This is a genomic window from Polaromonas sp. P1_F9 (genome assembly GCF_056405615.1).
This window is the reverse complement of record NZ_JBFUBT010000005.1, coordinates 194350-218649: the sequence shown is the minus strand read 5'-3', so window position 1 is coordinate 218649 and position 24300 is coordinate 194350. Positions and strand designations below refer to the sequence as shown.

29 protein-coding genes are annotated in these 24300 nt (G+C 63.2%); 19 read left to right on the top strand and 10 right to left on the bottom strand.

Annotation, left to right across the window (positions count from 1 at the left end):
• Position 1: 1 nt before the first annotated feature.
• Positions 2-1108, bottom strand: a complete 1107-nt coding sequence (locus tag AC1DYR_RS16780) for an alkene reductase (protein WP_477706107.1) — start codon at positions 1106-1108, stop codon at positions 2-4.
• 384 nt (positions 1109-1492) lie between these two features.
• Positions 1493-2101, bottom strand: coding sequence for a glutathione transferase GstA (gstA, locus tag AC1DYR_RS16775; protein ID WP_457281861.1), 609 nt, complete (start codon positions 2099-2101; stop codon positions 1493-1495).
• Positions 2102-2219: 118 nt separating this feature from the next.
• Here gstA and AC1DYR_RS16770 point away from each other — a divergent pair, with 118 nt between their 5' ends.
• From AC1DYR_RS16770 to AC1DYR_RS16755, 4 genes are all read left to right on the top strand, one after another.
• Positions 2220-3626: an AsmA family protein gene (locus tag AC1DYR_RS16770; RefSeq protein ID WP_477706106.1), complete on the top strand. Its 1407-nt coding sequence runs from the start codon at positions 2220-2222 to the stop codon at positions 3624-3626.
• A 285-nt stretch (positions 3627-3911) separates the two neighbouring features.
• Positions 3912-4097, top strand: a complete 186-nt coding sequence (locus tag AC1DYR_RS16765) for a DUF1328 family protein (protein WP_477647032.1) — start codon at positions 3912-3914, stop codon at positions 4095-4097.
• Complete coding sequence (locus tag AC1DYR_RS16760) at positions 4098-4412, top strand: hypothetical protein (protein ID WP_477706105.1); 315 nt, start codon at positions 4098-4100, stop codon at positions 4410-4412.
• An 89-nt stretch (positions 4413-4501) separates the two neighbouring features.
• The gene (locus tag AC1DYR_RS16755) at positions 4502-5347 is read left to right on the top strand and encodes a transglutaminase-like domain-containing protein (RefSeq protein ID WP_477706104.1); all 846 of its coding nucleotides are present in this window, start codon (positions 4502-4504) and stop codon (positions 5345-5347) included.
• Between the two features lie 8 nt (positions 5348-5355).
• On the opposite strand, the gene AC1DYR_RS16750 is transcribed toward AC1DYR_RS16755, so the two are convergent.
• Both AC1DYR_RS16750 and AC1DYR_RS16745 read right to left on the bottom strand, forming a co-directional pair.
• Positions 5356-6243, bottom strand: a complete 888-nt coding sequence (locus AC1DYR_RS16750) for a bile acid:sodium symporter family protein (RefSeq protein ID WP_477706103.1) — start codon at positions 6241-6243, stop codon at positions 5356-5358.
• Positions 6240-7010: a class II aldolase/adducin family protein gene (locus tag AC1DYR_RS16745; RefSeq protein WP_477706102.1), complete on the bottom strand. Its 771-nt coding sequence runs from the start codon at positions 7008-7010 to the stop codon at positions 6240-6242. Before AC1DYR_RS16745 ends, AC1DYR_RS16750 begins: the two co-directional genes overlap by 4 nt.
• Before the next feature lie 105 nt (positions 7011-7115).
• Here AC1DYR_RS16745 and AC1DYR_RS16740 point away from each other — a divergent pair, with 105 nt between their 5' ends.
• From AC1DYR_RS16740 to AC1DYR_RS16730, 3 genes are all read left to right on the top strand, one after another.
• The gene (locus AC1DYR_RS16740) at positions 7116-7829 is read left to right on the top strand and encodes a Crp/Fnr family transcriptional regulator (RefSeq protein WP_477706101.1); all 714 of its coding nucleotides are present in this window, start codon (positions 7116-7118) and stop codon (positions 7827-7829) included.
• A gap of 178 nt (positions 7830-8007) precedes the next feature.
• Positions 8008-8472: a PaaI family thioesterase gene (locus AC1DYR_RS16735; RefSeq protein WP_477706100.1), complete on the top strand. Its 465-nt coding sequence runs from the start codon at positions 8008-8010 to the stop codon at positions 8470-8472.
• A gap of 2 nt (positions 8473-8474) precedes the next feature.
• Positions 8475-9452, top strand: coding sequence for an NADPH:quinone oxidoreductase family protein (locus AC1DYR_RS16730; RefSeq protein WP_477706099.1), 978 nt, complete (start codon positions 8475-8477; stop codon positions 9450-9452).
• A 66-nt stretch (positions 9453-9518) separates the two neighbouring features.
• Here AC1DYR_RS16730 and AC1DYR_RS16725 read toward each other — a convergent pair whose 3' ends face one another.
• From AC1DYR_RS16725 to AC1DYR_RS16705, 5 genes are all read right to left on the bottom strand, one after another.
• Positions 9519-10625 carry an alpha/beta fold hydrolase gene (locus AC1DYR_RS16725; protein WP_477706098.1) on the bottom strand — a complete coding sequence of 369 codons (1107 nt, stop codon included), beginning with the start codon at positions 10623-10625 and terminating at the stop codon, positions 9519-9521.
• Between the two features lie 140 nt (positions 10626-10765).
• Positions 10766-11503: a methanethiol S-methyltransferase gene (gene mddA / locus AC1DYR_RS16720; RefSeq protein ID WP_477706097.1), complete on the bottom strand. Its 738-nt coding sequence runs from the start codon at positions 11501-11503 to the stop codon at positions 10766-10768.
• A 266-nt stretch (positions 11504-11769) separates the two neighbouring features.
• Positions 11770-12048 carry a YkgJ family cysteine cluster protein gene (locus AC1DYR_RS16715; protein ID WP_477706096.1) on the bottom strand — a complete coding sequence of 93 codons (279 nt, stop codon included), beginning with the start codon at positions 12046-12048 and terminating at the stop codon, positions 11770-11772.
• A gap of 36 nt (positions 12049-12084) precedes the next feature.
• The gene (locus AC1DYR_RS16710) at positions 12085-13086 is read right to left on the bottom strand and encodes a Bug family tripartite tricarboxylate transporter substrate binding protein (RefSeq protein ID WP_477706095.1); all 1002 of its coding nucleotides are present in this window, start codon (positions 13084-13086) and stop codon (positions 12085-12087) included.
• Positions 13087-13192: 106 nt separating this feature from the next.
• Positions 13193-13579, bottom strand: coding sequence for a winged helix-turn-helix transcriptional regulator (locus AC1DYR_RS16705; protein WP_477706094.1), 387 nt, complete (start codon positions 13577-13579; stop codon positions 13193-13195).
• 130 nt (positions 13580-13709) lie between these two features.
• Between AC1DYR_RS16705 and AC1DYR_RS16700 the strand changes: the two genes are divergently transcribed.
• Positions 13710-14033 (top strand): DMT family transporter, encoded by a 324-nt coding sequence (locus AC1DYR_RS16700; protein ID WP_477706093.1) that lies wholly within the window; start codon positions 13710-13712, stop codon positions 14031-14033.
• Positions 14034-14058: 25 nt separating this feature from the next.
• Positions 14059-14688 (top strand): FMN-dependent NADH-azoreductase, encoded by a 630-nt coding sequence (locus tag AC1DYR_RS16695; RefSeq protein ID WP_477706092.1) that lies wholly within the window; start codon positions 14059-14061, stop codon positions 14686-14688.
• Between the two features lie 4 nt (positions 14689-14692).
• Here AC1DYR_RS16695 and AC1DYR_RS16690 read toward each other — a convergent pair whose 3' ends face one another.
• Entirely contained in the window at positions 14693-15283 is a 591-nt protein-coding gene (locus AC1DYR_RS16690; protein ID WP_477706091.1) for an NADPH-dependent FMN reductase, read from the bottom strand.
• A gap of 100 nt (positions 15284-15383) precedes the next feature.
• Here AC1DYR_RS16690 and AC1DYR_RS16685 point away from each other — a divergent pair, with 100 nt between their 5' ends.
• The 10 genes from AC1DYR_RS16685 to AC1DYR_RS16640 all read left to right on the top strand — a co-directional run bounded on the left by AC1DYR_RS16685 (position 15384) and on the right by AC1DYR_RS16640 (position 24285).
• The gene (locus AC1DYR_RS16685; RefSeq protein ID WP_477706090.1) at positions 15384-15629 is read left to right on the top strand and encodes a type II toxin-antitoxin system Phd/YefM family antitoxin; all 246 of its coding nucleotides are present in this window, start codon (positions 15384-15386) and stop codon (positions 15627-15629) included.
• Positions 15623-16120, top strand: coding sequence for a type II toxin-antitoxin system VapC family toxin (locus AC1DYR_RS16680; RefSeq protein WP_477706089.1), 498 nt, complete (start codon positions 15623-15625; stop codon positions 16118-16120). The genes AC1DYR_RS16685 and AC1DYR_RS16680 overlap by 7 nt, the downstream gene beginning before the upstream one ends.
• 37 nt (positions 16121-16157) lie before the next feature.
• Entirely contained in the window at positions 16158-18143 is a 1986-nt protein-coding gene (gene mnmG / locus AC1DYR_RS16675) for a tRNA uridine-5-carboxymethylaminomethyl(34) synthesis enzyme MnmG (RefSeq protein WP_477706088.1), read from the top strand.
• Positions 18143-18811, top strand: coding sequence for a 16S rRNA (guanine(527)-N(7))-methyltransferase RsmG (rsmG, locus tag AC1DYR_RS16670; RefSeq protein WP_477706087.1), 669 nt, complete (start codon positions 18143-18145; stop codon positions 18809-18811). Before mnmG ends, rsmG begins: the two co-directional genes overlap by 1 nt.
• Positions 18812-18963: 152 nt before the next feature.
• Positions 18964-19590 carry a LysE family transporter gene (locus AC1DYR_RS16665; RefSeq protein WP_477706086.1) on the top strand — a complete coding sequence of 209 codons (627 nt, stop codon included), beginning with the start codon at positions 18964-18966 and terminating at the stop codon, positions 19588-19590.
• Between the two features lie 27 nt (positions 19591-19617).
• Positions 19618-20388 carry a ParA family protein gene (locus AC1DYR_RS16660; protein ID WP_477706085.1) on the top strand — a complete coding sequence of 257 codons (771 nt, stop codon included), beginning with the start codon at positions 19618-19620 and terminating at the stop codon, positions 20386-20388.
• Between the two features lie 99 nt (positions 20389-20487).
• On the top strand, positions 20488-21072 hold the full coding sequence (locus AC1DYR_RS16655) for an RBBP9/YdeN family alpha/beta hydrolase (RefSeq protein ID WP_477670384.1): 585 nt from the start codon (positions 20488-20490) through the stop codon (positions 21070-21072).
• Positions 21069-22376, top strand: a complete 1308-nt coding sequence (locus tag AC1DYR_RS16650) for a serine hydrolase domain-containing protein (RefSeq protein ID WP_477706084.1) — start codon at positions 21069-21071, stop codon at positions 22374-22376. Before AC1DYR_RS16655 ends, AC1DYR_RS16650 begins: the two co-directional genes overlap by 4 nt.
• 23 nt (positions 22377-22399) lie before the next feature.
• A complete protein-coding gene (locus tag AC1DYR_RS16645; RefSeq protein ID WP_477706083.1) occupies positions 22400-23338 on the top strand; it encodes a ParB/RepB/Spo0J family partition protein in 939 nt (312 codons plus the stop codon).
• Positions 23339-23568: 230 nt separating this feature from the next.
• Positions 23569-24285, top strand: a complete 717-nt coding sequence (locus tag AC1DYR_RS16640; RefSeq protein ID WP_477706082.1) for a hypothetical protein — start codon at positions 23569-23571, stop codon at positions 24283-24285.
• The last annotated feature ends 15 nt before the right edge of the window (positions 24286-24300 follow it).

Genomic DNA, 24300 nt, shown 5'->3' with positions numbered 1-24300 from the left:
ATTAATTTGATAGCGCTGGATAGTCTGTGTAGCCCTTTTCGCGGCCGCCGTAAAAAGTGGCCTTGTCGGGCGTGTTGAGCGGCGCGCTCACGCGCAGGCGTTCCACCAGGTCCGGGTTGGCGATGTAGGGCTTGCCGAAGGCGACCAGGTCGGCGCCGTTGGCGACAGCTTTTTCAGCCAGCACCTGGTCGTAGCCGTTGTTGACCATCCAGGCACCCTTGCCGCCGGCCTGACGGTAGGCGGCCTTGAGTGCCTTGTAGTCGAACGGGCGGTCGTCGATTTCGCGCGGGCCGCCGGTGGCGCCTTCGATGATGTGGATGTAGGCGAGATTGAGTGTGGCAAGCTGCTTGACCACGTAGTCAAACAGCGGCTGGGGGTTGCTGTCATGCACGTCGTTGGCGGGCGTGACGGGCGACAGGCGAATGCCGGTGCGACCGCCGCCTACCGCGTCCGTGACAGCTCGCGTGATTTCCAGCAGCAGGCGGGCGCGGTTTTCGATGCTGCCGCCGTAGTCGTCGGTGCGCTTGTTGCTGCCGTCTTTGAGGAACTGGTCGAGCAGGTAGCCGTTGGCGCCGTGGATTTCCACGCCGTCAAAGCCGGCGGTTTCCACGGCATTGCGCGCCGCCGCGGCAAAGGTATGCACGATGCCCGGGATTTCTTCGGACGTGAGTGCGCGCGGCTCGGAAGTCTCGACAAAGGTCGGCACGCCGTCCTCGATCAGCACGGTCTTGGTCTTGGCGGTGATGGCCGAAGGCGCGACCGGCTTGCCGCCGTCGGGTTGGAGTTTGGTGTGTGAAACCCGGCCGACATGCCAGAGCTGCACGACGATCTTGCCGCCTTTTTCATGCACAGCGTGGGTGACCTTTTTCCAGGCATCGAGCTGCTCGGTGCCGTACAGGCCCGGCACGTCGGCATAGCCCTGGCCCTGATGGCTGACGGCGGTAGCCTCGGTGATCAGCAGCCCGGCGCTGGCACGCTGGCCGTAATAAATCTGCGCGATGTCGGTCGGGATGGCGTTGGGTGAGCGGTTGCGCGTGAGCGGCGCCATTACGATGCGGTTGGCAAGGGCCAGGTCACCGGCTTTGTTGGAATCGAATAAGGTGGGCATGATTGGTCCTGAAGGTCAAAAGCTGCGGAAATGAAAACAGGGCCAGTTTGGCCCTGTTTGGATTGGCCCGCCCAACACGGGTTGCTTGAATCGTGCTATTGCAGCTACTTGTCCCCGCTTCCGATCCCGTTCGCCCCTTGAGGATGCGCCGAGGAGCGGAGGTCCAGACGGATCAGGGCAAAAACTTGTTTGAGCCGAAGGCGAGTTGTTTTTGACCCCGGCTGGACCGAGCACCGCAGGTTGCCCGCAGCGAAGCGGAGGGACGCAGGAACCAGGGTCGCCTTTTCTTTGCTTACTTTCTTTTGGCGACGCAAAAGAAAGTGAGTTGCCGCCGGCAACCCCGGCCCCGGAACGCAAACCAAGATCAGCGTCCCAAGATGCCACTTACTTCAGCAATCCCTCATGTTTCATCGCAGCCTGCACAGCAGGACGCGCAGCCACACGCTCCCGAAACGCAGCAATGTTCGCAAACCCCGAAATATCCACTCCCACCCGAGGCGCCCAATTGGTAACCGTAAACAGATAAGGATCGGCCACGCTGAAGGCATCGCCCATCAGGTACTGCTTGCCGGCGAGCTGGCTGTCCACCCACTTGAGACGCGACAGCAGTTTGTCGATGACGATGGTCTTGTAGTCGGCCGGTGTGGCGGCATTGAACAGCGGGCTGAAGCCCTTGTGCAGTTCGGTGCCGACAAAAGTCAGCCAGGACTGCAGCTTGTAGCGCTCCAGCGTGCCGTTGGCGGGTGCGAGTTTCTTCTCCGGCACCTGGTCGGCGATGTACTGCACGATGGCCGGGCCTTCGGCGATGCGTGTGCCGTCGTCCAGCTCCAGCAGCGGGACATAACCCAGAGGGTTGATGGTGTAGTAGTCGGTGCCGTCTTCCAGCTGGTGGGTTTTGGTGGGCGCCAGCACATGCTCGAACTTCAGGCCCGACTCGTGCAGCGTGATGTGGGGTGACAGGGAGCAGGCGCCGGGGGAGTAGTAAAGTTTCATGGTGTTTTGTCCTTTGTGGGGTAGCGAAGTGCGGCGGGAGTGTGGCGGGAATGTCGCACAGCCCCTGATGCTAGCCGGAACGGCGGATTATTGCTGGCCGGCGCGCCACAATAGCCGCATGGCAAAACTTTTCAAATGGCTGGTGTTCCTGGCCCTCGGCTTGATGGTGCTTCTGGCCGTGGTGGCCTACACCTTGCACCGCTGGGTCAGCACGGACGACTTCCGCCAGCGCGTTGAGCGGGAGGCGTCGGCCGCGCTGGGCGTTCCCCTGACCCTGGACCGGGTGGCGGTGGACATCTGGCCTTTGCCCGCTGTGGCGCTGAGCGGTATTTCCGTGCAAAGCAAGCCGCCGCTGACGCTGGAGCGCGTGGAAGTGCGGCCCGAATGGCGCCCGCTGTTGCAGGGGCGCCTGGAAGTGGCCACCCTGCGGGTGCGCCGGGCGGTGTTGCCGCAGCAGGGCATTGATGCGCTGCTCCTGCTGCTGCAAAAGAAGAAGCAGGCGGTGCCTGTCAAACCGGGCGCACCGGCGTCTGCAGCCAACACGGGCCCGGAAATGAACCGGCTTGACTGGTTGCCGCGCCGCACGGTGCTGGACGACGTCACCTGGGTGAACACCACCGGCGCACGCACCACGGTCAAGGGCGAGGCCAGCCTGGGCGCCGATGGACTGCCGGAGAACGCTTCGCTCAAATTGACGGAAGGCAACCTCCAGGGCCTGGAAGCAACGCTGCAACGCGTGGAAGCGCAAGCCGGCGAGGCCGGCGGTGCCGCACAGTGGGACTTGCTTGTGAAGGTGGGCGGCGGCAAGCTGGAAGGCCGCCTGGGCCTGCAGCGCGGTTTTGTGGCGGCTGCAGCAGCAGTGGCCGCCGCCAAGCCGGGCGCCAAGGCGCCGCCGGTGGCGCGTTCGGCGGAAGAACTGGTGCTGCAGGGGCAGCTGAAAACCAGCGGTGTCGAGGTGTCCGCGCTGACGGCGCCCGCCAAGGCCCTGACCGGCCAGCTTGACGCCACGACCACGCTCAACGCGCGCGCCGCCACCACGGCTGCGCTGGTGGATGCGTTGCAGAGCCACACCACCTTCACGGTGCGCGATGCGGTGGTGAACGGCCTGGACCTGGCCAAGGCGGTCAAGACGGTGGGGCTGAGCCGTGGTGGCCAGACCCGGCTGGATACATTGGCCGGGCAGGTCAGCACCCTGGGGCGGTCGGCGCAGCTGACCAACCTGGTGGCGAGCTCCGGGGCCTTGAGCGCCACCGGCAATGTGGCCGTCTCGTCCGCGAAAGCCCTGAGCGGGCAGGTCAGTGTGACCCTGGCCGGCGACAGCAAGCTCGGCAGTGCCATTGGTGGCGCCGTGGGGGTGCCGCTGGTGGTGGGTGGCACGCTGGACAACCCGGAGGTCACGCTGTCGCGTGCAGCGCTGCTGGGGGCCGCCATCGGCACCGTGCTGTTGCCTGGCGTGGGTACTGGTGCCGGCGCCGGTGTGGGCGAAAAGGTCGGCAAGAGCCTGCGCGGCATCTTTGGCAAGTAGGCCCGGCACTCTCCTGCTTGTCGCATCAACAGGCGCTTGCTTGCTCCTAAAGTCATAGCGACTCTGAACTTGCGTTGAGCTGCTGCGCCCTTGTCCTACAGGGCCATGCGGGCGCTGCTGATTCGGAAAATCGCCGCCTGCTTTTAGCATGTGCTTATGGGTCATGGGCTGCGTCGACTCACCTTGACTTCACACTTGGATGTCCATGACGTGCCCACGACGTGCGTAACGCCATAACGCCTCATCCTGCGCATTCGCGCAAGAGGCCACTTTCTGGAGGCCATCATGCTCAAGTACGCGATTATTTTTGCGCTGATTTCATTGGTTGCCGCTGCCCTCGGTTTCGGTGGTGTGGCGGCGGGCGCTGCCGGTATTGCCAAAATCCTGTTCGGCCTGTTCCTGATACTGGCGGTTATCTTCGTCGTGTTGGCTGCGCTGGGTGTGGGCGCTGCAAAGAAAGCGCTGAAGTAGATGGCTGCGAGCACCGACATGCCGGCCAGCACCATGGCCGCGCGGTTCCGGCAGCGGCTGTTCCACCCGTGGCGGCAGCCGGGCAATGAGGCTGCGCGTCTGCCTGCGCCGCCTGCCGGTGTGGCGCCCAAACGGCCGCTGGGTTTTCAGGCCAGCATTGCCGAGTTTTTACTGATCAACCGCCTGCGTGCGCGCCGGCCGGCTGCACCGTCTGCCGATGTGCTGGAGCGCGCGGCCCGTATTGTGTTTGTGACCTGCAAAAACTGGTTTGCACCGGCCGAGAACCGGGAAGTCGGCCACCGCACACGTCTCTGACTGCGCGTCCGCCTGACGCACATCCCTGCAAACCGTGCCGTCGTGGCGACTCAAGCATCCACAAGGTTTCTTTTCACCGGTTCAGGCTTATGCACACCACCCTTATTGACCTGCTGCTGGAATACGAGGTCACTCATCCTGCCCATTTCCTGTTTCACATCGAGGCGGCTTTTCACGAAGGCCACCACGTTGTGGAAGAGCGCCTGACCATCACGCCCAGCATGAAGGTGCGGAATTTTTCGGATGAGCGCAGCGGCAACCGCTTTATTCGGCTGGATGCTCCCAAGGGCGTGCTTTCGGTGAACTACCATGCGCGCGTGGAGCTGCATCCGGCCCCGGTGCCCCTGCACCTGGACGAAACCCCCGTGACGGCGGTGCCGGATGAAGTGCTGCGCTACCTGATGCCCAGCCGCTATTGCGAATCCGATGTCATGAGCCGTGCCGCGCAGCAGCTGTTTGGCCATTTGCTGCCGGGCATTGGCAGAGTGCGTGCCATCGAGGCCTGGATTCACGACTCGATTGGCTACCTGCCGGGTTTCAGCAATTCCACGACCACCGCGCAGGAGGTGTTTGTGCAGCGCGCGGGTGTCTGCCGTGACTTTGCACACCTGGGCATCACGCTGTGCCGGGCCTTGAACATTCCCGCGCGGCTGGTGGTGGGGTATGTGCATTTTGACGAGCCGCCGGAAGATTTCCATGCCGTGTTTGAAGCGTGGCTGGAAGGGCGATGGGTGATTTTTGACCCGACACGCATGGCGCCTATCGACCGCCTGGTGCGCGTGGGCACAGGCCGCGACGCCAAGGACGTGGCCTTTGCCACCATTTTTGGCGGTGTGCAGATGCTGCGCAAGGAACTCTCGATCACCGAGGGAGACATCCTGCCCGGCGTTTCAACAGGCGTGCATTCGCCCGCGCTGACCGTGGTCACGGTTTAGGGTGTCGTTTACCTTGCCGGTGCTGCCATGACTGCCGCGTTGCGGCGCTTCAGCACCAGCAGCCCGAACAGCGTGGCCGTGATGTACATGCTGAAGGAGTAAATCGCCGCCGGCAGGGCCAGCTGGAAGTTGTTCAGCACGGCCAGCGCAATGAAGATGGCCAGCGTCGCGTTGTGAATGCCGATCTCGTAGCTGATGGCGGTCGAGATGGGTTTGTCCAGGCCCGTGGCCCGCGAGACGTAGTAGCCGGCCAGCAGGCTCACGAGGTTGAAAGCCAATACCGCCGGGCCGATCGCGGCGAAAGTGGTGGTGAGTGACTGCCACTCCTTGACGACTGCGCCTATGGCCACCACGGCCAGCACGATGATGCTGAAGACCTTGGTCGGGTTTTCGCTGCGCGCGGCCCAGGCGGGTTTGCGCGTGCGCAGCCACATGCCGATGGCCACTGGCACCAGCACGATGACGATCACCTCCACCACCTTGCCAAACTGCAGCGGCACCACCTGGCCTGTTTTGGCGAAGGTGTCGATCGCCCAGTTCGCGATCACCGGCATGGTGACGATGGACAGCAGCGTATTGATGGCGGTCAGCGAGATGTTCATGGCCACGTTGCCGCCGAACAGGTGGCTGAACAGGTTGGCCGAAATACCGCCGGGCGACGCGGCCAGCAGCATCAGCCCCACCGCAAAGAGCGGCGGCACATTCAGCAGCACGATGATCGCGTAGCAGGCCGCGGGCAGCACGATGACCTGCAGCACCAGTGCCACCGCCACGGCCTTGGGGTATTTGAGCAGGCGGGTGAAGTCCTCGACCTTCAGGGTCATGCCCAGGCCGAGCATGACCAGCGCGAGCGCCGCGATCAGCAGCTGCGCGACGACAGGCGAGCCGCCGCTCATGACTTGTAGCTTTCGTCGAGTTTGTCGAGCTTGCGAATCAGCGAGGGCCAGACAAAAGCCCCACTCAGGCCGCCGGTCTGCACGCGCATGGCCTCGGCCACACCTTTGACGATCAGCGGGTTGACCTCGGTGAGTTCGCCACCGGCCTGCGCGTCGAGCTGGATGCGACAGGTGTTCTCGAAGGTGTACATGCTGAGGAAAGCGTCGGCAATCGTCTTGCCCACCACCAGCAGGCCGTGGTTGCGCAGCATCAGGAAATTGGCGTTGCCCAGGTCGGCCTGCAGGCGCGGCTTTTCGTCGTCGCGGAAGGCCACGCCTTCGTACGCGTGGTACGCCAGGGACGCCAGCACGAAGGTGGACTGCTGGCTGATGGGCAGCACGCCGCACTTCTGCGCGCTCACGGCCACGCCGGCGCGCGTATGGGTGTGCAGCACGCAGCCGGCGTCGGCGCGCGCCTCATGCACCGCACTGTGGATCACAAAGCCGGCCGGGTTCACCGGGAAGGGCGAATCAATCACCTTGTTGCACTGGCCGTCGATCTTGACCAGGCTGGACGCGGTGATCTCGTCGAACATCAGGCCGTAGGGGTTGATCAGGAAGTGGTGGTTGCCGGCGCCGGAGACCGATTCGGGCAGCTTGGCGCTGATGTGGGTGAAGACCAGGTCGCTCCAGCCGTAAAGCGCGACCAGGCGGTAGCAGGCGGCGAGGTCGCAGCGCAATTGCCATTCTTCGGCGCTGACGACTTCTTTGAGGGACGGAATATGCATGGGGTTTGTCTCCGGGGTAGTGGTTGAGTAATGGTTTTAATGAGCTCAGGTGCACGATACGTCCGTGCTTGACGGCGAACTGTCAAAAATTTGACAATTGGCCGCATGCCTATCGTTCCCGCGACACCTCCCCCGCCCTCCCCCATGGCGCGCATGTCGGCCAATCCCTGGTTTGGCGCGCTGCCGCTGGCGGATAAGGAGGCGCTGCTGGCGTCAGCCGAAGTGCTGCGCCTGCGGCCCGGCGAGATGCTGTTCCGCCAGGGCGATGCGCCCGGTGGCTTTTACGGCCTGCTGGGCGGGATGCTCAAGATCTCATCGTTGCGCGAGGACGGTCGCGAGGCCATCCTGGTGGTGCTGGAGGCCGGCAACTGGATCGGTGAAATTTCCCTGATGGACGGCGAGCCGCGCACCCACGATGCCACGGCGCTGTCGGCGGTAGAGGTGCTGGTGGTGCCGCAGGCGGCTTTTGCCGCGCTGATGGAGGGCGCGCCCTTTGCCCGGGCGATTGCGGGGCTGCTGGCGGCACGCGTGCGCTCGCTGTACGGCATGGTGGAAGACGCGGCGCTGCGTTCGACCCGCGCGCGCGTGGCGCGCCGCTTGTTGCTGCTGGCGCGTGGCGATGCCACGCTGGCGCTGAAGGCCCGGCCGGTGGTGCCGGTGTCGCAGGAGGCGCTGGCCATGATGCTGGGCGTCAGCCGGCAAACGCTGTCGGTGGAGCTCAAGGCCATGGTGGAACAAGGCGCGATCGCGCTGCGCTACCGGCGCATCGAGATTGTTTCGGCCGCGCGGCTGGAGGCGCTGGGCAATGTGTCGCGCTAGCCCAGGGTGGGCCGTGTAGCGTGTTTCGCGAGTTCGGGTTACCGTAGGTGTACCGTGGCGCCGGGCGCCAATACCGTAGTAGGCACAGTTACCTGGCCCGGCGGGCGATGCAACACTGGCTCCATGTATTTTTCATGGAGTTGTGATGAGCGTTCAGGAACCCGTTGTCGAAGATCAGATGCAGGCCGAGGCCGGACAGGCGCTGCAGGATCAGTTCAAAGTCCATTGTTTCGGCTGCGGCGCTCTCAACGCGCACGGCCTGCAAATCAAGAGCCATTGGGTGGGTAAGGAGCTGGTGTGCCGCTGGCGCCCGCAACCCTTTCACGTCGGCCACCCTGGTTTTGTGTATGGCGGAGCAATTGCCTCCGTCGTTGATTGCCATGCCATCTGGACCGCGCTGGCCACCGCTTGCCGGCAGTTGGGCCACGATCTGGCAGGCGGTCCCCCACCGTTTGCATTTGTCACCGGCAGATTGACCGTCAACTACCTCAAACCCGTGGCAATTGACGCTTCCCTGGATTTCTACGCGCGGGTCCAGGAACAAACCGACCGGAAATTTGTGGTGGCATGCCGGGTTTTGCAGAATGGCGCCGAGTGCGCCAGTGCAGAAGTCGTGGCCATTCGTGTCAAAGGGATGGGCTGATGATGCGCGCCGTTATTTGCAACACCTTTGATGGCGTCGATTCCCTGGTGCTTGGAACCATGGACTCCCCGAAGCCGCGCCCTCATCAAGTACTGGTCGACGTGCATGCCGCCTCCATCAGCTTCATGGATTGCCTGATGGTTGCCGGCAAGTACCAGCTGCGCCCGCAGACCCCTTTTGTGCCAGGAACGGACGCGGCGGGCGTGGTGGCCGAAGTCGGCAGCGAGGTCACCCGCTTCAAGCCGGGTGACCGGGTGATTTGCGGCGGTTGGTCTGGTTGTTATGCGGAACGGGTGGTCGCTTCGCAGGACGCGACGGTTTTGCTTCCGGACGCCGTCGATTTCGAGACCGGCTCCACCGTTCGCCATTGCTATGGAACCGCCCGTTACGCGCTGCTTGACTGCGCCAGGCTGCAGGCCGGTGAGGTTATCTTCATATCGGGCGCGGCCGGGGGCGTGGGGCTGGCGGCGGTTGATCTGGCGCGGCACCTCGGCGCAACCATCATCGCCGGTGTGGGGACGCCGGACAAGGCCGGGATCACCAGGGCGCATGGAGCGCAGGAAGTCATTGTCTATGGCAGTGAAGACCTGCGCCAACGGATCAAGGACATCACCGGCGGCAAAGGGGTTGACGTGTTCTTCGACAACATTGGCGGGGAAATTTTCAGCACCATGACACGGTTGATGAACTGGGGCGGGCGGATGCTGCCGGTTGGTTTCACCAGCGGGGAAATAGTCTCGGTCCCCATGAACCTCCCGTTGCTGAAGAACTATTCCATCGTAGGCTCCTATTGGGGCGCCTGGGCTGAGCGCTTTCCGCAGGCCAGTCTTGATGCCGATGCCCAGTTGCTCGCATGGGTGGCACAGGGCAGCATCAAACCACATGTCAGCGCCAGCTTTCCATTGGAGGAGTTTCGCACCGGCATGCACAAGGTCACACAGCGCTCGGCTCAGGGGCGCACAGTGCTGAGGGTGCGTTGACTGCGAGCCCAATCCTCGCCACCGAGCGCACCTGAAGGCGCGAGCCCAAGGAGCTGGTGGCCAAGGTCACCCGGGGGCCGAGGTGATCAACGCGAGTTCTGTTGCGCGCCTCACCGCCTCGGCGCGCGTGCGGCACTTCAAGGCCAGCAGTGCGTTCGCGACATGCATTTCAACGGTGCGCGGACTTAAGGCGAGCTTGCGCGCAATCTGCTTGTCGGTCTGGCCCTGCCCAACCTCGCGCAGGATCTCGATTTGCCGCGGTGTCAGCAGCGGCTTGCTGGTCGTTGGTGCGTTCGCATCACGTGGTGCGGATTCGGCGCCGGTCCCGGGCAGGAAGGCCCGAAATTCGGACAGAAACACGGGCCAGGCGGCCTCGGTCTCGAACGGCAGGTGGTTTTTGCTCTCTAGCGGTATAAAGCGCGCGTTCGGGATCAGCGATGCGAGCAGACGGCCCTCCTCGAAGGGAAAACAGGGGTCGTCTTTGGCGTGGAACACCAGCGTTGGGCAGCGCACCTTGGGCGCCGATTCGCGCAAGTCGATCTCGAAGACCTCCTTGAGGAAACGCACGGCGTTCGCGCCGGAGATCGTCAGCCGCTGCGCTTCGTCGACCGCGCGCTGCTGTTCCGCCGTTGCATCATGCAGCAACTGGGAAATGAACACTTGCCTGAACGACGAACTGTTGGAGCCCCAGCCCAGTTCTGCCGCCTTGAGCATGGCCAGCGCCGCGTCGATGACCTTGGCCGGCGGATCGCGTTTCAACAGGCCGCGAGCGCAAGCGCCATAGAGCACCAGGTGGCTGACCCTGTCCGGGTGGCGCGCCGCGTAGTTGACGGCGATGGCTGCGCCCTGGGACATGCCAAACAGGGGAAAGCGGTCTATGGCCAGGGTGGCGACCACGGCCTCCAGGTCCTCGATCCAGGCTTCCATGGAAATGCGTTCGACCTGCCGTTCCGACAAGCCGCAGCCGCGGGAGTCGTAGCGGATGAGGGTATTGCCGCGGCTCAGCTCGGACACCCAGTGCCGGGTGAACAGGTTGCTCGGCTCCTTCTCGACATGGGTCAGCCAGGTGGCCGCCTTGACCAGGGGCGCGCCTTCCCCGAGCGTCGCAACGGCCAGTCGCGCGCCGTCCGCGCTGGTGCAAAAGCGGATCTGCTGTTGTCGTTCCCGGGGCATCGCACCGATTGTAAGAGGCGACCGGGGCGCAGTCCAACGACATCTGGCCCAGGGTCCGCCTCGCTTCAATGAGGCGGATATCCCGTGCTTAAAAGCATCTCCAAGGCATGTTCACAAGCGGCCATGTTGACGCCTTGGCCTTAGCGAAGCGTCTTTCCGGGAAATGGAATGATCATCGCCACGCGCTTGCGATACTGCCGGTAGCTGTCACCGAAATAGTCGATCAGGTCGCGTTCTTCGAACCGGATCGCGATCAGGATATACAGCGTGGTGGCAACAGCAAACACCAGATGCGCGATCGTCATGGTGGGCGTCACCCAGAAAGTCAGCAACCAACCCAGGTAGATGGGGTGGCGTACGTACCGGTAAGGGCCTGGTGATGCAAACGAGATGGTTTGGTAGGACTCGCCGCGCAAGTAGCAGTAAACCTGCCGCAGGCCAAACAAGTCCCAATGGTTGATGGCATAGGTGCTGCCAAACAGGGTCAGCCATCCCAGCGCATACAGGATGTAGAGCAGTGTTCTGCCGTTGGTGTCTTGCACGTTCCAGACAACGCCGCCCATGGGCTGCCACAGCCAGAACAGCAACATCAGGGCCAGGCTTGAGGCCAGGACATAGGTGCTACGTTCCACGGGTTCAGGAACAATACGCGTCCAGGCCTTTTTGAATGCGGGCCTGGCCATGACGCTGTGCTGCAGCGCAAATACGCCGATCAACAAGACGTTGGCCAACAGTGCCTGCGTCCAGTGTGTATGCGGTGCAGAGTCAATGGTCTTGGGGACCAGAATGTTGCCAATGAAACCGACGGCGTATAAGGTTGTGCCGAAGGAAACGGCATAGGCCGTCAAGCCGTATACAAATGCAAGTAACCTCTTCATGGCGAGTGTCCTTTGTCAATGGATGGAAATGGAAGCCAGCTTGGATGGCGATATTGGATCCGCGGAGTCCGTCCACACAAGAAGCTGTGACGTCAGTGTGCGATGGAACCAGGCCGCAGCCCAGTCGGAAAATTACGGCTGGCGCAGGCCGCGATTACGGTAGCGGGCTACCGTAGGTGCTATCGAAACGGTAGAACGCGATGGGTGCCGGGTCGACCCAAGGAGCTTGCGGCCCCCGGGGGCTGCAGAGCGATGGCCTGAGTCCATCAATCTGTGAGGGACGTAGCCGACGTTGTAGACGTGGAACGCTCAAGGTCATCCAGCCATTGGATGGCCAGTTCGCGTGATGTCCCGCACATTTCCACGGCAGGCTGTAGTCCGGAACAACATGCTGGCCGCTCAGGCAGGCCGAAGATCAGGCACTGGTTGGCATCGCCCAGCTGCACGCAGCGCACGCCGGCCGGCTTGCCTTGCGGCATGCCGGGGATGGCGGAGCTGATGGACGGCGCGATGCAGCAGGCGCCGCAGCCGGGGCGGCAGTTCATGGTGGATGGCTCGTGTGAGGCCTTGGGAAGCCGGGTTTAGTCAGGCTTGATTTTCGCCCGTTCGGCGACCAGCTTCCAGCGCGCCTGCTCGCTCTTGATGAAGGCGCCGTATTGCGCCGGCGTGTCGCCCACGGGCTGGGCCGTGTCGCCGCGCAGGCGCTCGGTGGCTTGCGGGTTGCGCATGGCCTTGCTGCAGGCCTCGGCAATGCGGTCTATGTTGGCCTGCGGCATGTTGGCGGGCGCATTCAGGCCATACCACTGGGTCATCTCAAAACCCGGGTAGCCGCTTTCGGCGACCGTGGGCACGTCGGGCAGCTGGGGCAGGCGTTCCTTGGTGCCGGTGGCGATGCAACGCAGCTTGCCCGACTTGATGTGCGCCAGGATGGCGGGCGCCCCCACGCTGGCGGCTTCCAGGCGGCCGGCCAGCAGGTCGGTGAGTTGCGGGCCGGTGCCGCGGTAAGGCACGTGCAGCACAAAAATGCCGGTGGCGACCTTCAGGTATTCAAAGGCGAGGTGGCCGGCGCTACCGTTGCCGGCCGAACCGTAATTGAGCTGGCCGGGCTTGGCCTTGGCCAGCGCGATGAACTCCTTGAGGTTGTTGGCGGGCACGCTGGCATTGACGACGTAGAGGCTGGGCACCTTGGCCAGCAGCGAGATGGGCTTGAAGTCCCTGTTGGTGTCGAAGGGCAGCTTGTCGAAGATAAACGGGTTGACCGCCATGGTGCCGATGTGGCCCAGGATGATGGTGTGGCCGTCGGTGGAGGCCGCGCATTCCTGCATCGCGATGTTGCCGCTGGCGCCGGGCTTGTTTTCGACAAACACGGTCTGGCCCAGGCTCTTGGTGAGTTCGTTGGCGGCCGAACGCGCGACGATTTCCGAACTGCCGCCGGGCGCGAAGGGCACCAGCAGGCGTATCGGTTTGCCGGGCCAGCCGGCCTGTGCGTGCAGCAGCCCCGGAAAGGCCGAGACAGCAGCCAGTGCGCCGCCGGCCTTGAGGCCGAATTGCAATGCGCCGCGGCGCGTGTTCGTCTGTTTCATGTGATGTCTCCGGATCGTTGTCGTTTGTCTTGTCGTGGTCCCAATATAGGACCGTACGTGAGGCGCGGCGCTACGTGATTCCGCTAATGAGGCTAACCCCCATGCGCTACATGAAGGATGCGTCGAAACGTTCCCGCGCCGCCTTCAGGTTCTGGTGGTTGCGCTCGGCCCAGTTGTCGAGCGAAATCAGCGTTTCGCTGAGCGACAGGCCCAGCGCGCTGAGCTGGTATTCCACATGGGGTGGCACGGTCTGGCGGTCAAAGCGCAGCACCAGGCCGTTGCGCACCAGCTCCTTGAGGGTTTGCGTCAGCATCTTTTGCGAGATGCCTTCGATCTTGCGCATCAGCTCGTTGTTGCGCACCGGGCCCTCGGCCAGCGCCGGGATCACCAGCAGCGCCCATTTGCTGGCGACCAGCTCCAGCGCCTGGCGCGAAGGGCAAGCCTGGCTAAACACAGTTGAGGAATCGGCGGGGAGGTCGTCGGGAATTGTCATGGTTACCAGAAGGTGCGTACTTGTCTATGGGTAATCGTAAACCTAAGCTGGCGGCTCTTTGATTTTTTCCCTCTTTAACCCTCTTGACCCTCTTGACCCTCTTAACCCTGTTACCGAAAGAACGACCCCCATGGCCTGGCTTTACCTACTCGCCGCAAGCATTGTCGAAATCGCAATGGCCTTGCTCCTCAAATCTTCCCAGGGCTGGACCCGGCTCTTGCCCAGCGTGCTGGGCGTGGCGGCCGCGGGCGCCAGCATTTTCTTTTTGACGCATGCCGTCAAGACCCTGCCCGTGGGCACGGCCTACGCGATCTGGACCGGCATAGGCTCGGTCGGCGTGACCGTGATCGGCATCCTCTGGATGGGCGAGAGCGCCTCGGCGCTGCGCCTGCTGTGCGTGGCATTGGTGGTGGCTGGCATGGTGGGCCTGCGCCTGCTGAATGGCACAGCGTGACACCCTCCCCTGCACGGAGAAAACCATGACCCATCTGCTCTTTATAGAAGCCTCGCCGATGAAAGCCGCGTCAACCTCAAGCACCGTGGCCGCTGCCTGGCGGGAAGCCTGGCGCAAGGCGCACCCCGAGGACACCGTGGACACGATCAATGTCTGGGACATTGATCTACCGCCTTTTGACGCCGACATGATCGCCGCCAAGTTCGCCGTGCTGCGCGCGCAGAACGCGACGGTGCCGCAGCAGGCCTTGTGGGCGCGTGCGGTAGCGGTGTCGCAGCGCTTCAACGCGGCTGACCGCTACCTCTTCAGCCTGCCGATGTGGAATTTCGGCATCCCTTACCGGCTCAAGCATTTCATCGACGTCGTGACCTTGCCGGGACAGAACTGGTCCTGGTCGCGGCAGGCCGGCTACCAGGCCCTGCTGCCGGGCAAGCGCGCGACGCTCGTGTATTCAAGCGCCGGCGCGTATCCGCTGCGGCCTGATGAGGACGAATCTGATTTCCAGAAGCCGTACCTGCGGCGCTGGCTGCGCTTCCTGGATATCGTGGTCGACGCGGAAATCAGTGCCGCGCCGACCTTGGTGGCGCCGGAGGAACTGGCGGCGACCAAGGCTGGCGCGATGGAACGCACGCGTGCCCTGGCCTCCATTCTTTAATGAATCAGGCCGCCAGCCGGGCGCTGGCGAACAGCACCTGGTCGATCACTGCCTGCACATTTTTGAGGTGCGCGTCATCGAGCAGCTTGCCCTCGGTGTCAAAGGCAGTGCCGGCGCGGCCCAGGGCAAATGCCTTGGGCGCGACCCAGCATTGCGCGTTGAGCAGCAACGGCACCAGGTGGCTTTGCGAGCGCAGGCCGCCCAGCGCGCCGGGCGATGCGCTGAGAATGCCCACGACTTTGCCGGTGAAAGACTTGAAGCCTTCGTGCCAGGCGGGGTCGCTCTTGACGGGGCTGGAGACCCAGTCGATGGTGTTCTTGAGCAGCGCGGTGTAGCTGCCGTTGTACTCGGGCGAGCAGATGATCCAGGCCGGGTGTTCAAACATGAGCTGCTTGAGTTTCATGACGTCGGGCGGTGTGCCTTTGGCTTCGAGGTCGGCGTTGTACATGGGGATGTCGAAATCAGCCAGCTCGATGTGGGTGACTTCGGCGCCGCTGGCGCGCGCCAGTGTGGCGGTCACCTGGGCGAGTTTGCGGTTGAAGGAGTTTTGGCGGATGCTGCCGGCGAAGACAAGGAGTTTTTGGGGGGCGGTCATGGGCTGATTTCACCACAGGGCGTGGGGTGAAAAACTGCGCTCGGAGCGCCTTGTGAGCAGGAACCCGCTAAAATGTACAAAATATTGAAATTTGTACAAAATGCATACCATTGCCCTCAGTGAATTCCGCGCCCACGCATCTGCCATGCTTGATCTGGTTGAGCAGGGCGAAACCGTCCGCATACTTCGGCACGGCAAGCCGGTGGCTGAGCTGGTGCCCCTGAAGGCGGAAGAAGACACCGCCAAAGTGCCGAGCTGGAAAACGCCGTTCGAGCCAGTCGTTCTGCCACCGGGCATATCGCTGTCGCAGGCAGTGCTTGACGAGCGGAATGAATCGCCATGGTGAAGCGCTTGCAGGCAGCCTATGTGGTGCAGTCCGCGGGCAGCGCCACCCGGGTGGTGGCGCGCGACGGTGAGGCGCGGCTGATGTTTGATGCGTCGGCGCTGACCAAGCGCTACGCCAGCGAAGCCGGGCGCGACCGGGTGTTGATGTTGTTCGAGACGGCCAGCGAACTGCTGGTGGCCGCGCATTGCAAGACCGAGGTGGCTTCGGCGCTGCTCCGGCGCCGGCGCGACGGCAGCCTGCCTGCGCCGGAATTTGACCGCGCCTGGGCGGCAGCGCAACGCGATGTGGCGGACATGACCCTGGTGCCGCTGGACAGCCATGTCGAGCGCTTTGCATTTGCGGCGATGGAGCAGGGCCCTTTGCGCGGCATGGACGCCCTGCATGTGGGCAGCGCGCTGGCCAGCCGGGTGGACCTGTTTGTCACGGCAGACAAGCGCCAGGCGCAGGTGGCGCGGGGCATGGGCCTGGCCACCGAATTGATAGAGAACTGATAGAACGAACAGCGGTCGAGAGACCCGAAAGTTGGATATGTTTTACCCGCAAGAATTTGACGTGATCGTGGTCGGTGGCGGCCATGCCGGCACCGAGGCCGCGCTGGCTTCCGCACGCATGGGCTGCAAGACTTTGCTGCTGACCCACAACATCGAGACCCTGGGGCAGATGAGCTGCAACCCGTCCATCGGCGGGATCGGCAAGGGCCACCTGGTCAAGGAGGTGGACGCCATGGGTGGCGCGATGGCACTGGCCACCGACGAAGGCGGCATCCAGTTCCGCATCCTGAACAGCTCCAAGGGCCCGGCCGTGCGCGCCACCCGCGCGCAGGCCGACCGCATTCTGTACAAGGCGGCGATTCGCCGCAAGCTTGAGAACCAGCCCAACCTGTGGCTCTTCCAGCAGGCGGTCGACGACCTGATGGTCGAGGGCGACCGGGTTGTCGGGGCGGTGACGCAGGTCGGCATTCGCTTTCGTTCGCGCACGGTGGTGCTGACAGCCGGCACTTTCCTGGACGGCAAGATCCATGTGGGGCTCAATAACTATTCGGCGGGCAGGGCGGGCGACCCGCCGGCGGTATCGCTTTCGGCCCGGCTCAAGGAACTCAAGCTGCCGCAAGGCCGGCTCAAAACCGGCACACCCCCGCGCATCGACGGCCGCACCATCGACTTCAGCAAATGCACCGAACAACCCGGCGACGGCATGCCGGGCGGTACTGAAGGCCCGGTGCCGGTGTTCAGCTTTATGGGTGGTGGCATAGCCCATCCGCGGCAGATGCCGTGCTGGATTACCCACACCAACGAGCGAACCCACGAGATCATCCGATCCGGTTTTGACCGCAGCCCCATGTTCACCGGCAAGATCGACGGCGTCGGTCCGCGCTATTGCCCCAGCGTGGAAGACAAGATCAACCGCTTCGCCGACAAGGACAGCCACCAGATTTTCCTGGAACCGGAAGGCCTGACCACGCACGAGATCTATCCCAACGGCATCTCGACCAGCCTGCCTTTTGACATCCAGTACGACCTGGTCCGATCCATGGCGGGGATGGAAAACGCCCATATCCTGCGGCCCGGTTACGCCATCGAGTACGACTACTTTGACCCGCGGGCGCTGAAATCCAGCTTTGAAACCCGGGCGATTGGCGGTCTGTTCTTTGCCGGCCAGATCAACGGCACCACCGGGTACGAAGAGGCGGCGGCCCAGGGCATGTTCGCCGGTATCAACGCTGCGTTGCAGTGTCAGGAGAAGGAAGCCTGGTTGCCGCGGCGCGACGAAGCCTACCTGGGCGTACTGGTTGACGACCTGATCACCAAGGGCGTGACTGAGCCTTACCGCATGTTCACCAGCCGGGCCGAGTTCCGCCTGATGCTGCGCGAGGACAACGCCGACATGCGCCTGACCGAAAAAGGCCGGGAACTGGGCCTGGTAGACGACGCCCGCTGGGATGCCTTCAACCGCAAGCGCGACACTGTTTCACGTGAAACAGCCCGGCTTCGGGCGATCTGGGTCAACCCGAACAACCTGCCCGTGGCTGAAGCCGAGCGGGTTCTGGGTAAATCCATCGAGCGGGAGTACAACCTGCTGGACCTGCTGCGCCGCCCGGATGTGAACTATGCCGGACTGATGTCGCTGGAGGAGGGCAAGTACGCCAACCCGGAACTGGCGGCGGAAGCAGCAGCCAGCGACGACATGGCCAAAAGCGTGATCGAACAGATTGAAATCACGGCCAAGTACGCCGGCTATATCGACCTGCAAAAGACCGAAGTCGAGCGGGCATCGCACTACGAAAACCTCAAGTTGCCGCCCGACCTGGATTACCTGCAGGTGTCGGCGCTGAGCTTTGAGGCGCGCCAGACTCTGGCCAAACACCGCCCCGAAACCCTGGGTTTGGCCTCCCGGATTTCCGGCATCACGCCCGCCACCATTTCCCTGCTACTGGTGCACCTGAAGAAGAACCTCTGGAAAAACACGACGCCGCTCCAGGCGGCCGGGGCTTCCACCGAAAAAGCCCAGACCTGATGCGGGGCGGTGAACAGGATTTGCGCGCCGGGCTCAAGGCGCTGCAACTGGACTTGAGCGATGCGCAGGTTGGCCAGCTGCTGGATTACCAGGACCTGATCGGCAAATGGACCAAGGTGTACAACCTCACGGCCGTGCGTGATCCGGCAGAAATGCTGACCCACCATTTGCTGGACAGCCTGGCGGCGGTGCTTCCGCTGAAGCGGCATTTGCAGAAAGCCGGACTGGAGGAGGGCGCCAAGTTGCTGGACGTGGGTTCCGGTGCAGGCCTGCCGGGCGTCGTCATCGCGATTTGCTGCCCCAACGTAGCGGTGACTTGCGTGGATACGGTGGCCAAAAAGGCTGCGTTTATCAAGCAGGCGGCGCTGGCCTTGAAGCTGCCCAACCTCTCCGGTCTGCACGCCCGGGTCGAAACCATCACCGCCTCTTTTGACGTGATTTGCTCCCGGGCCTTTGCGTCCTTGGTCGATTTCACCCACTGGTCGACCGATGCGCTGGCACCGCAAGGTGTGTGGATGGCCATGAAGGGCAAGCACCCGGCCGACGAAATCGCCGCCCTGCCGGCCGGCGCCGAAGTGTTTCACGTGGAACAACTGCAGGTTCCGGGGCTGGATGCCGAGCGCTGCATTGTCTGGATGCAGGCGAAAGCCGCCGCCAGCCCGGCCTGAAAACCGGGGCCGAGCGCCTCAGCCCGTTGTTCGGGCACAAAAAGAAACCCCTGCGGACACTGAATCAGCCCTGATCGGGCTGGTTTGGTGTTTCGACCGCACACCCCTGTCGTAAACTCGGTTCCTTCTCTCTCTACTTCTGGAGAACCTCCATGTTGGGCTCATTCGTCGGCATCGCCGACTACGGCGCTTTTGTCGTCGCCATCATTGTGTTTTTGCTGATTCCCGGCCCGGGCAACCTGGCGCTGATCACTTCGACCAGCAAGGGCGGTATCGCGGGCGGCCTGGGTGCAACCTTTGGCGTGATCGCCGGCGACCAGGTTTTGCTCTGGGCTGCGGTGGCCGGTGTGTCGGCCATCATGGCGGCTTACCCGACGGCTTTTCATATCGTCCAATGGGCGGGTGCGATTTACCTGGCCTGGCTGGGCATCAAGATGCTGATGGCCAAGCCCGGCGACGCACCCTTGCTCAACATCAAGCCTCGCCACTACTTTCAGCAGGCCATGATGATCACCTTGCTGAACCCCAAGGCCATCGTGTTCTATATGGCTTTTTTCCCGCTGTTTGTTGACCCGGCCCTGCACCAGGGGCTGAAGACTTTTGCCGTGATGGCGGCCACGATTGCGGGCCTGACTTTCTTGTATGGCCTGACCTCGGTCATGATCACCTACCACCTGGCTGAGCGCATACGCGCCAACCCGAAAATCACGGCGGCCCTCAACAAGCTGGCCGGTGTGTTCCTGATCGGCTTCGGCTTGAAGCTGGCAGTCTCCAAGTAACTTCCCCACAACAACTAAAAGAAACTGATGGCAAAAATATTCTGCGTGGCCAACCAAAAGGGTGGGGTAGGGAAGACGACAACGACGGTGAACCTGGCCGCGGGCCTGGCCAAAGTCGGCCAGCGTGTGCTGATGATCGACCTGGATCCGCAGGGCAATGCCACCATGGGTTCGGGCGTCGACAAACGCAAGCTGGAAATGACGGTGTACGACGTGCTGCTGGAATCGGCTTCGGTGGCCGAGGCGCGCGTGCACAGTGAAAAGTGCGGCTACGACGTGTTGGGCGCGAATCGCGAACTGGCCGGCGCCGAGGTCGAACTGGTGGATGTCGAGCGCCGCGAAAAGCGCCTCAAGCTGGCGCTGGCCGAGGTCGACAGCCAGTACGACTTCGTGCTGATCGACTGCCCGCCGTCGCTCAGCATGCTGACGCTCAACGGCCTGTGTTGCGCACACGGCGTGATCGTGCCCATGCAGTGTGAATACTTTGCGCTCGAAGGCCTGACCGATCTCGTCAACACCATCAAGCAGGTGCACGCCAACCTCAACAAAGACCTGCAGATCATCGGCCTCTTGCGCGTAATGTTCGACCCACGCATCACATTGCAGCAGCAGGTGAGCGACCAGCTCAAGGAACACTTTTCCGACAAGGTGTTCAACACGGTGATCCCGCGCAACGTGCGCCTGGCCGAAGCACCCAGCTACGGCCTGCCCGGCGTGGTGTTTGACCCGGTCTCCAGGGGCGCGCAGGCTTTCGTCACGTTTGCCGAAGAAATGGTGGACCGCATCAAGGCAATGTGACCGCGCCAGGGTGCAGTTTTATATGCCAATAGTGCCTGTGGCCCAATGGGGGCTTGCGCCAGCAGCTATAAAAATCATAGCAAACAATCTTCTTTCGACATGAAACCCGACAACGTCCTCATTCTTCCCGGCTGGAAAAACAGCGGCCCCGGCCATTGGCAAACGCTGTGGGAGGAGGCCGACGGCTACACCCGCGTGGAGCAGCACAGCTGGATGCACCCGCTGCGCGGCGACTGGACGGCGCGCCTGGAAGAGGTGCTACTGTCCTGCGACGAACCAGCGGTGCTGGTGGCGCACAGCCTGGGCTGCATGCTGGTGGCGGCCTGGGCCAGCCACTCCAGGAACATTCACCGCGTCAAAGCCGCGCTGCTGGTGGCTCCACCCGACATTGACCGCGAGGACGTGCGCGAGCTGCTGCCCAGCTGGTCGCCAGCGCCGCTGAACAAACTGCCGTTTGAGAGCGCGCTGTTTGCCAGCAGTGACGATCCTTTCTGCGCGATCCAGCGGGCGCGGCAATTCGCGGCCGCGTGGGGCTCTACCTTTGTGGACGCCGGACCTTGCGGGCACCTGAATGCCGAGAGCGGCCTGGGCGGCTGGCCCGAAGCGTACCTGCGGCTGCTGCAGCTCAAGGAGCTGACTTCACCGGCCATTGAACCTTCACCCGGCATCACCCCTGGCCCATGACCTCATTTTTTTACCAACGCGCGCGCTACCTGCAACTCGCCCTGATAGTGCTGGCGACATGGGCGAGTGGTTCTCTGCATGCCGAGCCGGATGAAGAGCTGCTTGGAAAATCGCAAAATTATCCGCTGGGCAACGTGAACAACTGGCAGCTCAACCCTTACCGCGTTGGCTCCTGGTCAGCGCTCGACAAAGTGCCCGGGGTGCGGACCCGCGTGGTCGGGCACCCGGCCGAGGCCAGCCCCTTGCCGCGCGCAGCCAGCCCGGCGGCGGTCAGCTACCGCTACAAAAACACGAACTACACGCTGGCCGACTACCTGGACCGCCAGCGCGCCACCGGCCTGCTGATCCTGAAAAACGGCGAGATCATCGCCGAGCACTACCGCTACGGCCGCAAGGATGACGCGCGCTTTTTGTCCTTCTCCATGGCCAAGAGCGTGACCTCGCTGCTGGTCGGCAAGGCGCTCTCGCTGGGGCTGATCGCTTCGCTTGACGACCCCGCCGAGAAATACGCCAAAGACCTTGCCGGCAGCCCCTATGGCGCCACCACAATTCGCCAGCTGCTGCGCATGAGTTCGGGCCTGACGTTTACCGAACGCTATGACGGCAAGGACGATATTGCCCGGCTCGCCCGCGCTTCTGCCGGAACGCCGGGCGCCGGCATGCCGCTGGATGTGCTCAAGTCCATCACTGACCGGCATTCGCCGGCCGGTGAAAAATTCGTTTATGCCGGCTCCGAGACCGACGTGTTGGGCCGCGTGGTGGTGGCCGCCATCGGCAAGAACATGTCCGAGCTCACCACCGAGTGGCTGTGGAAGCCCATGGGCGCCGAACATGATGCCTTCTGGCGCATCTCCGCCGACGGGCAGGAGCAATCCTACGGCGCCTTCAACGCCACCCTGCGCGACTGGGCGCGGCTGGGCCAGTTGCTGGCCAATGACGGCCGTGCCATCGACAAGGCGACCGGCAAACCCGGCGCATTGCAGGTCTTGCCGCTGGACTACCTGCTGGACGCCACGGATCCGGCGCGCCAGCCGCCTGCGTTCAAGCCGCGCAAGGCCACGCCTTACTTTGGTTATGGCTACCAGTTCTGGCTCATGCCGCTGCGGGCACGCACTTTTGCCATGCAGGGCATCCACGGCCAGACGGTGTATGTGCAGCCGTCCACCGGCATTGTGATGGTGCTCACCTCGGTGTGGGAACAGGCCAGCGGCAAACAGGATGCACAACCTTATGAAGAGCGCGACGCCCTCTGGCGCGGCGTGCTGCAATCTCTGGGCGGGGACCTCACGCCCGGCTCGCAATGACGAATTGAAAGAAAGATAAAACCATGGTCACCAAAAAACCCAAAGGCCTGGGCCGCGGGCTCGAAGCACTGCTCGGCCCCAAGGTCAGCGAAAGCGCGACGGACGCGGAGAACGCCAGCAGCACAGCCAACAGCCCGGGCCTGCCGGCCTCGCTGCGCCTCAGTGATATGGTCGCCGGCCAGTACCAGCCGCGCACCCGCATGGACGAAGGCGCGCTTTACGAGCTGGCCGAGTCCATCAAGGTGCAGGGCATCATGCAGCCCATCCTGGTCCGCCGGCTGACCAGCGGCGCCAACGACGGCAAGTACGAAATCATCGCCGGCGAACGGCGCTTTCGTGCGGCCAGGCTGGCCGGGCTGGACGAGGTGCCGGTGCTGGTGCGCGACGTGCCCGACGAGTCGGCCGCCGCGATGTCGCTGATCGAAAACATCCAGCGCGAAGACCTGAACCCGCTCGAAGAAGCCCACGGCCTGCAGCGCCTGGTCAAGGAATTCGGCCTCACGCACGAGCTCGCCGCGCAGGCTGTGGGCCGCTCGCGCAGCGCTGCTTCCAACCTGCTGCGGCTTTTGAATTTGGCTGATCCGGTGCAAACGATGCTAATGGCGGGCGACCTGGACATGGGCCACGCGCGCGCCCTGCTGGGCCTGGACCGTGCGGCGCAGATCACCGCGGCCAACCAGATCTCGGCCAAAAAAATGTCGGTACGCGAGGCCGAAAGCCTGGTCAAAAAACTCAGCGCCGAGTTTTCGCTGAAGCCGCAAAAAGCCACCAAGGAAAAGTCCCGCGACACACGCCGTGTGGAAGAAGAACTCGCCGACCTGTTGATGGCCAATGTGGAAGTGCGCATCAAAAAACAGGTCAAGCGCAATGGCCGGCGCGAAGACATGGGCGAGGTGGCGATCCAGTTTTCGTCGATGGACGAACTCAATGGGCTCATCGAACGCCTGCGTGGTGGCAAATAGACGGCTTCTAGCTATTTCGGCTTAAAACCTGCACACCAAAAGGCGATAAGTCGCCAAAATGGCGTGAAATAGTTCACGATACTCGGCACTCTTACACCCAGCTGCGGGCTGTTGGGGATGACGGTTTTGCAAAGCATGTCTATTGTTACGACATGTAAACGTTCATTGCAAAACGTATGTTGCCCACCCCGTCGCCACTTTCCACCCGCCTCGCGCTAAGTGCTTTGGCCTTGGCCAGCCTCCAGGCCGTCTCGGCCCAAACCATAGAGCGCGTCAAGCTCACCGATAACGATCTGAGCTGCCAGCAGATCTATGCCGAGTCGCAGCAAATGGACGCCGCCATGCAACTGGCCGGCCCCGGCCTGCCGGCTTCATTGACCGCACCTCCAACGGCGGCGCCGGTTCCGCAGGGCGCGCCGCTCAGCGCAGTTCAGCAGGCGGTGCTGAACCATCCCAACAACGCCAATCTGACGCCCGAGCAAAAGGCAGCTCTGATTGCGCAGACGGGCATGGCCGAAAGCCGCGGCAATGCCGCCGTCACCGGGCTTTATGCAGGCGCGCCCAGCGCCGCCACTTTGCACGGCGCCGTCGCGATGGACCCGGGCGTGCAGGCCGCCGTTGCACGCGCGCGCGCCTCGGGCATGTCAGAAGCGCAGATCAATGCCACCATGGGGTTGGGTATGCAGCGCGCCGGTCTTGGCGCGCTAGGCGCACCGGCCGCAGCGCCCTCTGCGGGCCAGGCTTATGCACAAGCCGGCGGCCTGGCAGGCATTTTCGGCGCGCTGGCCGGTGCGGCTGCACCCCGGACTGCGGCGGTCGCCGTGCCTGTTGCCGCTGCAGCCCCGCCGCAAGGCGGCGGACTTGGCGCCCAGGCTAAAGCCCGCAAGGATCATCTCACCGGACTTTTTCTTAGCCGTGGCTGCAGGATGTCCGACGTGCAGAAATAAAACCGCTCATTCGTT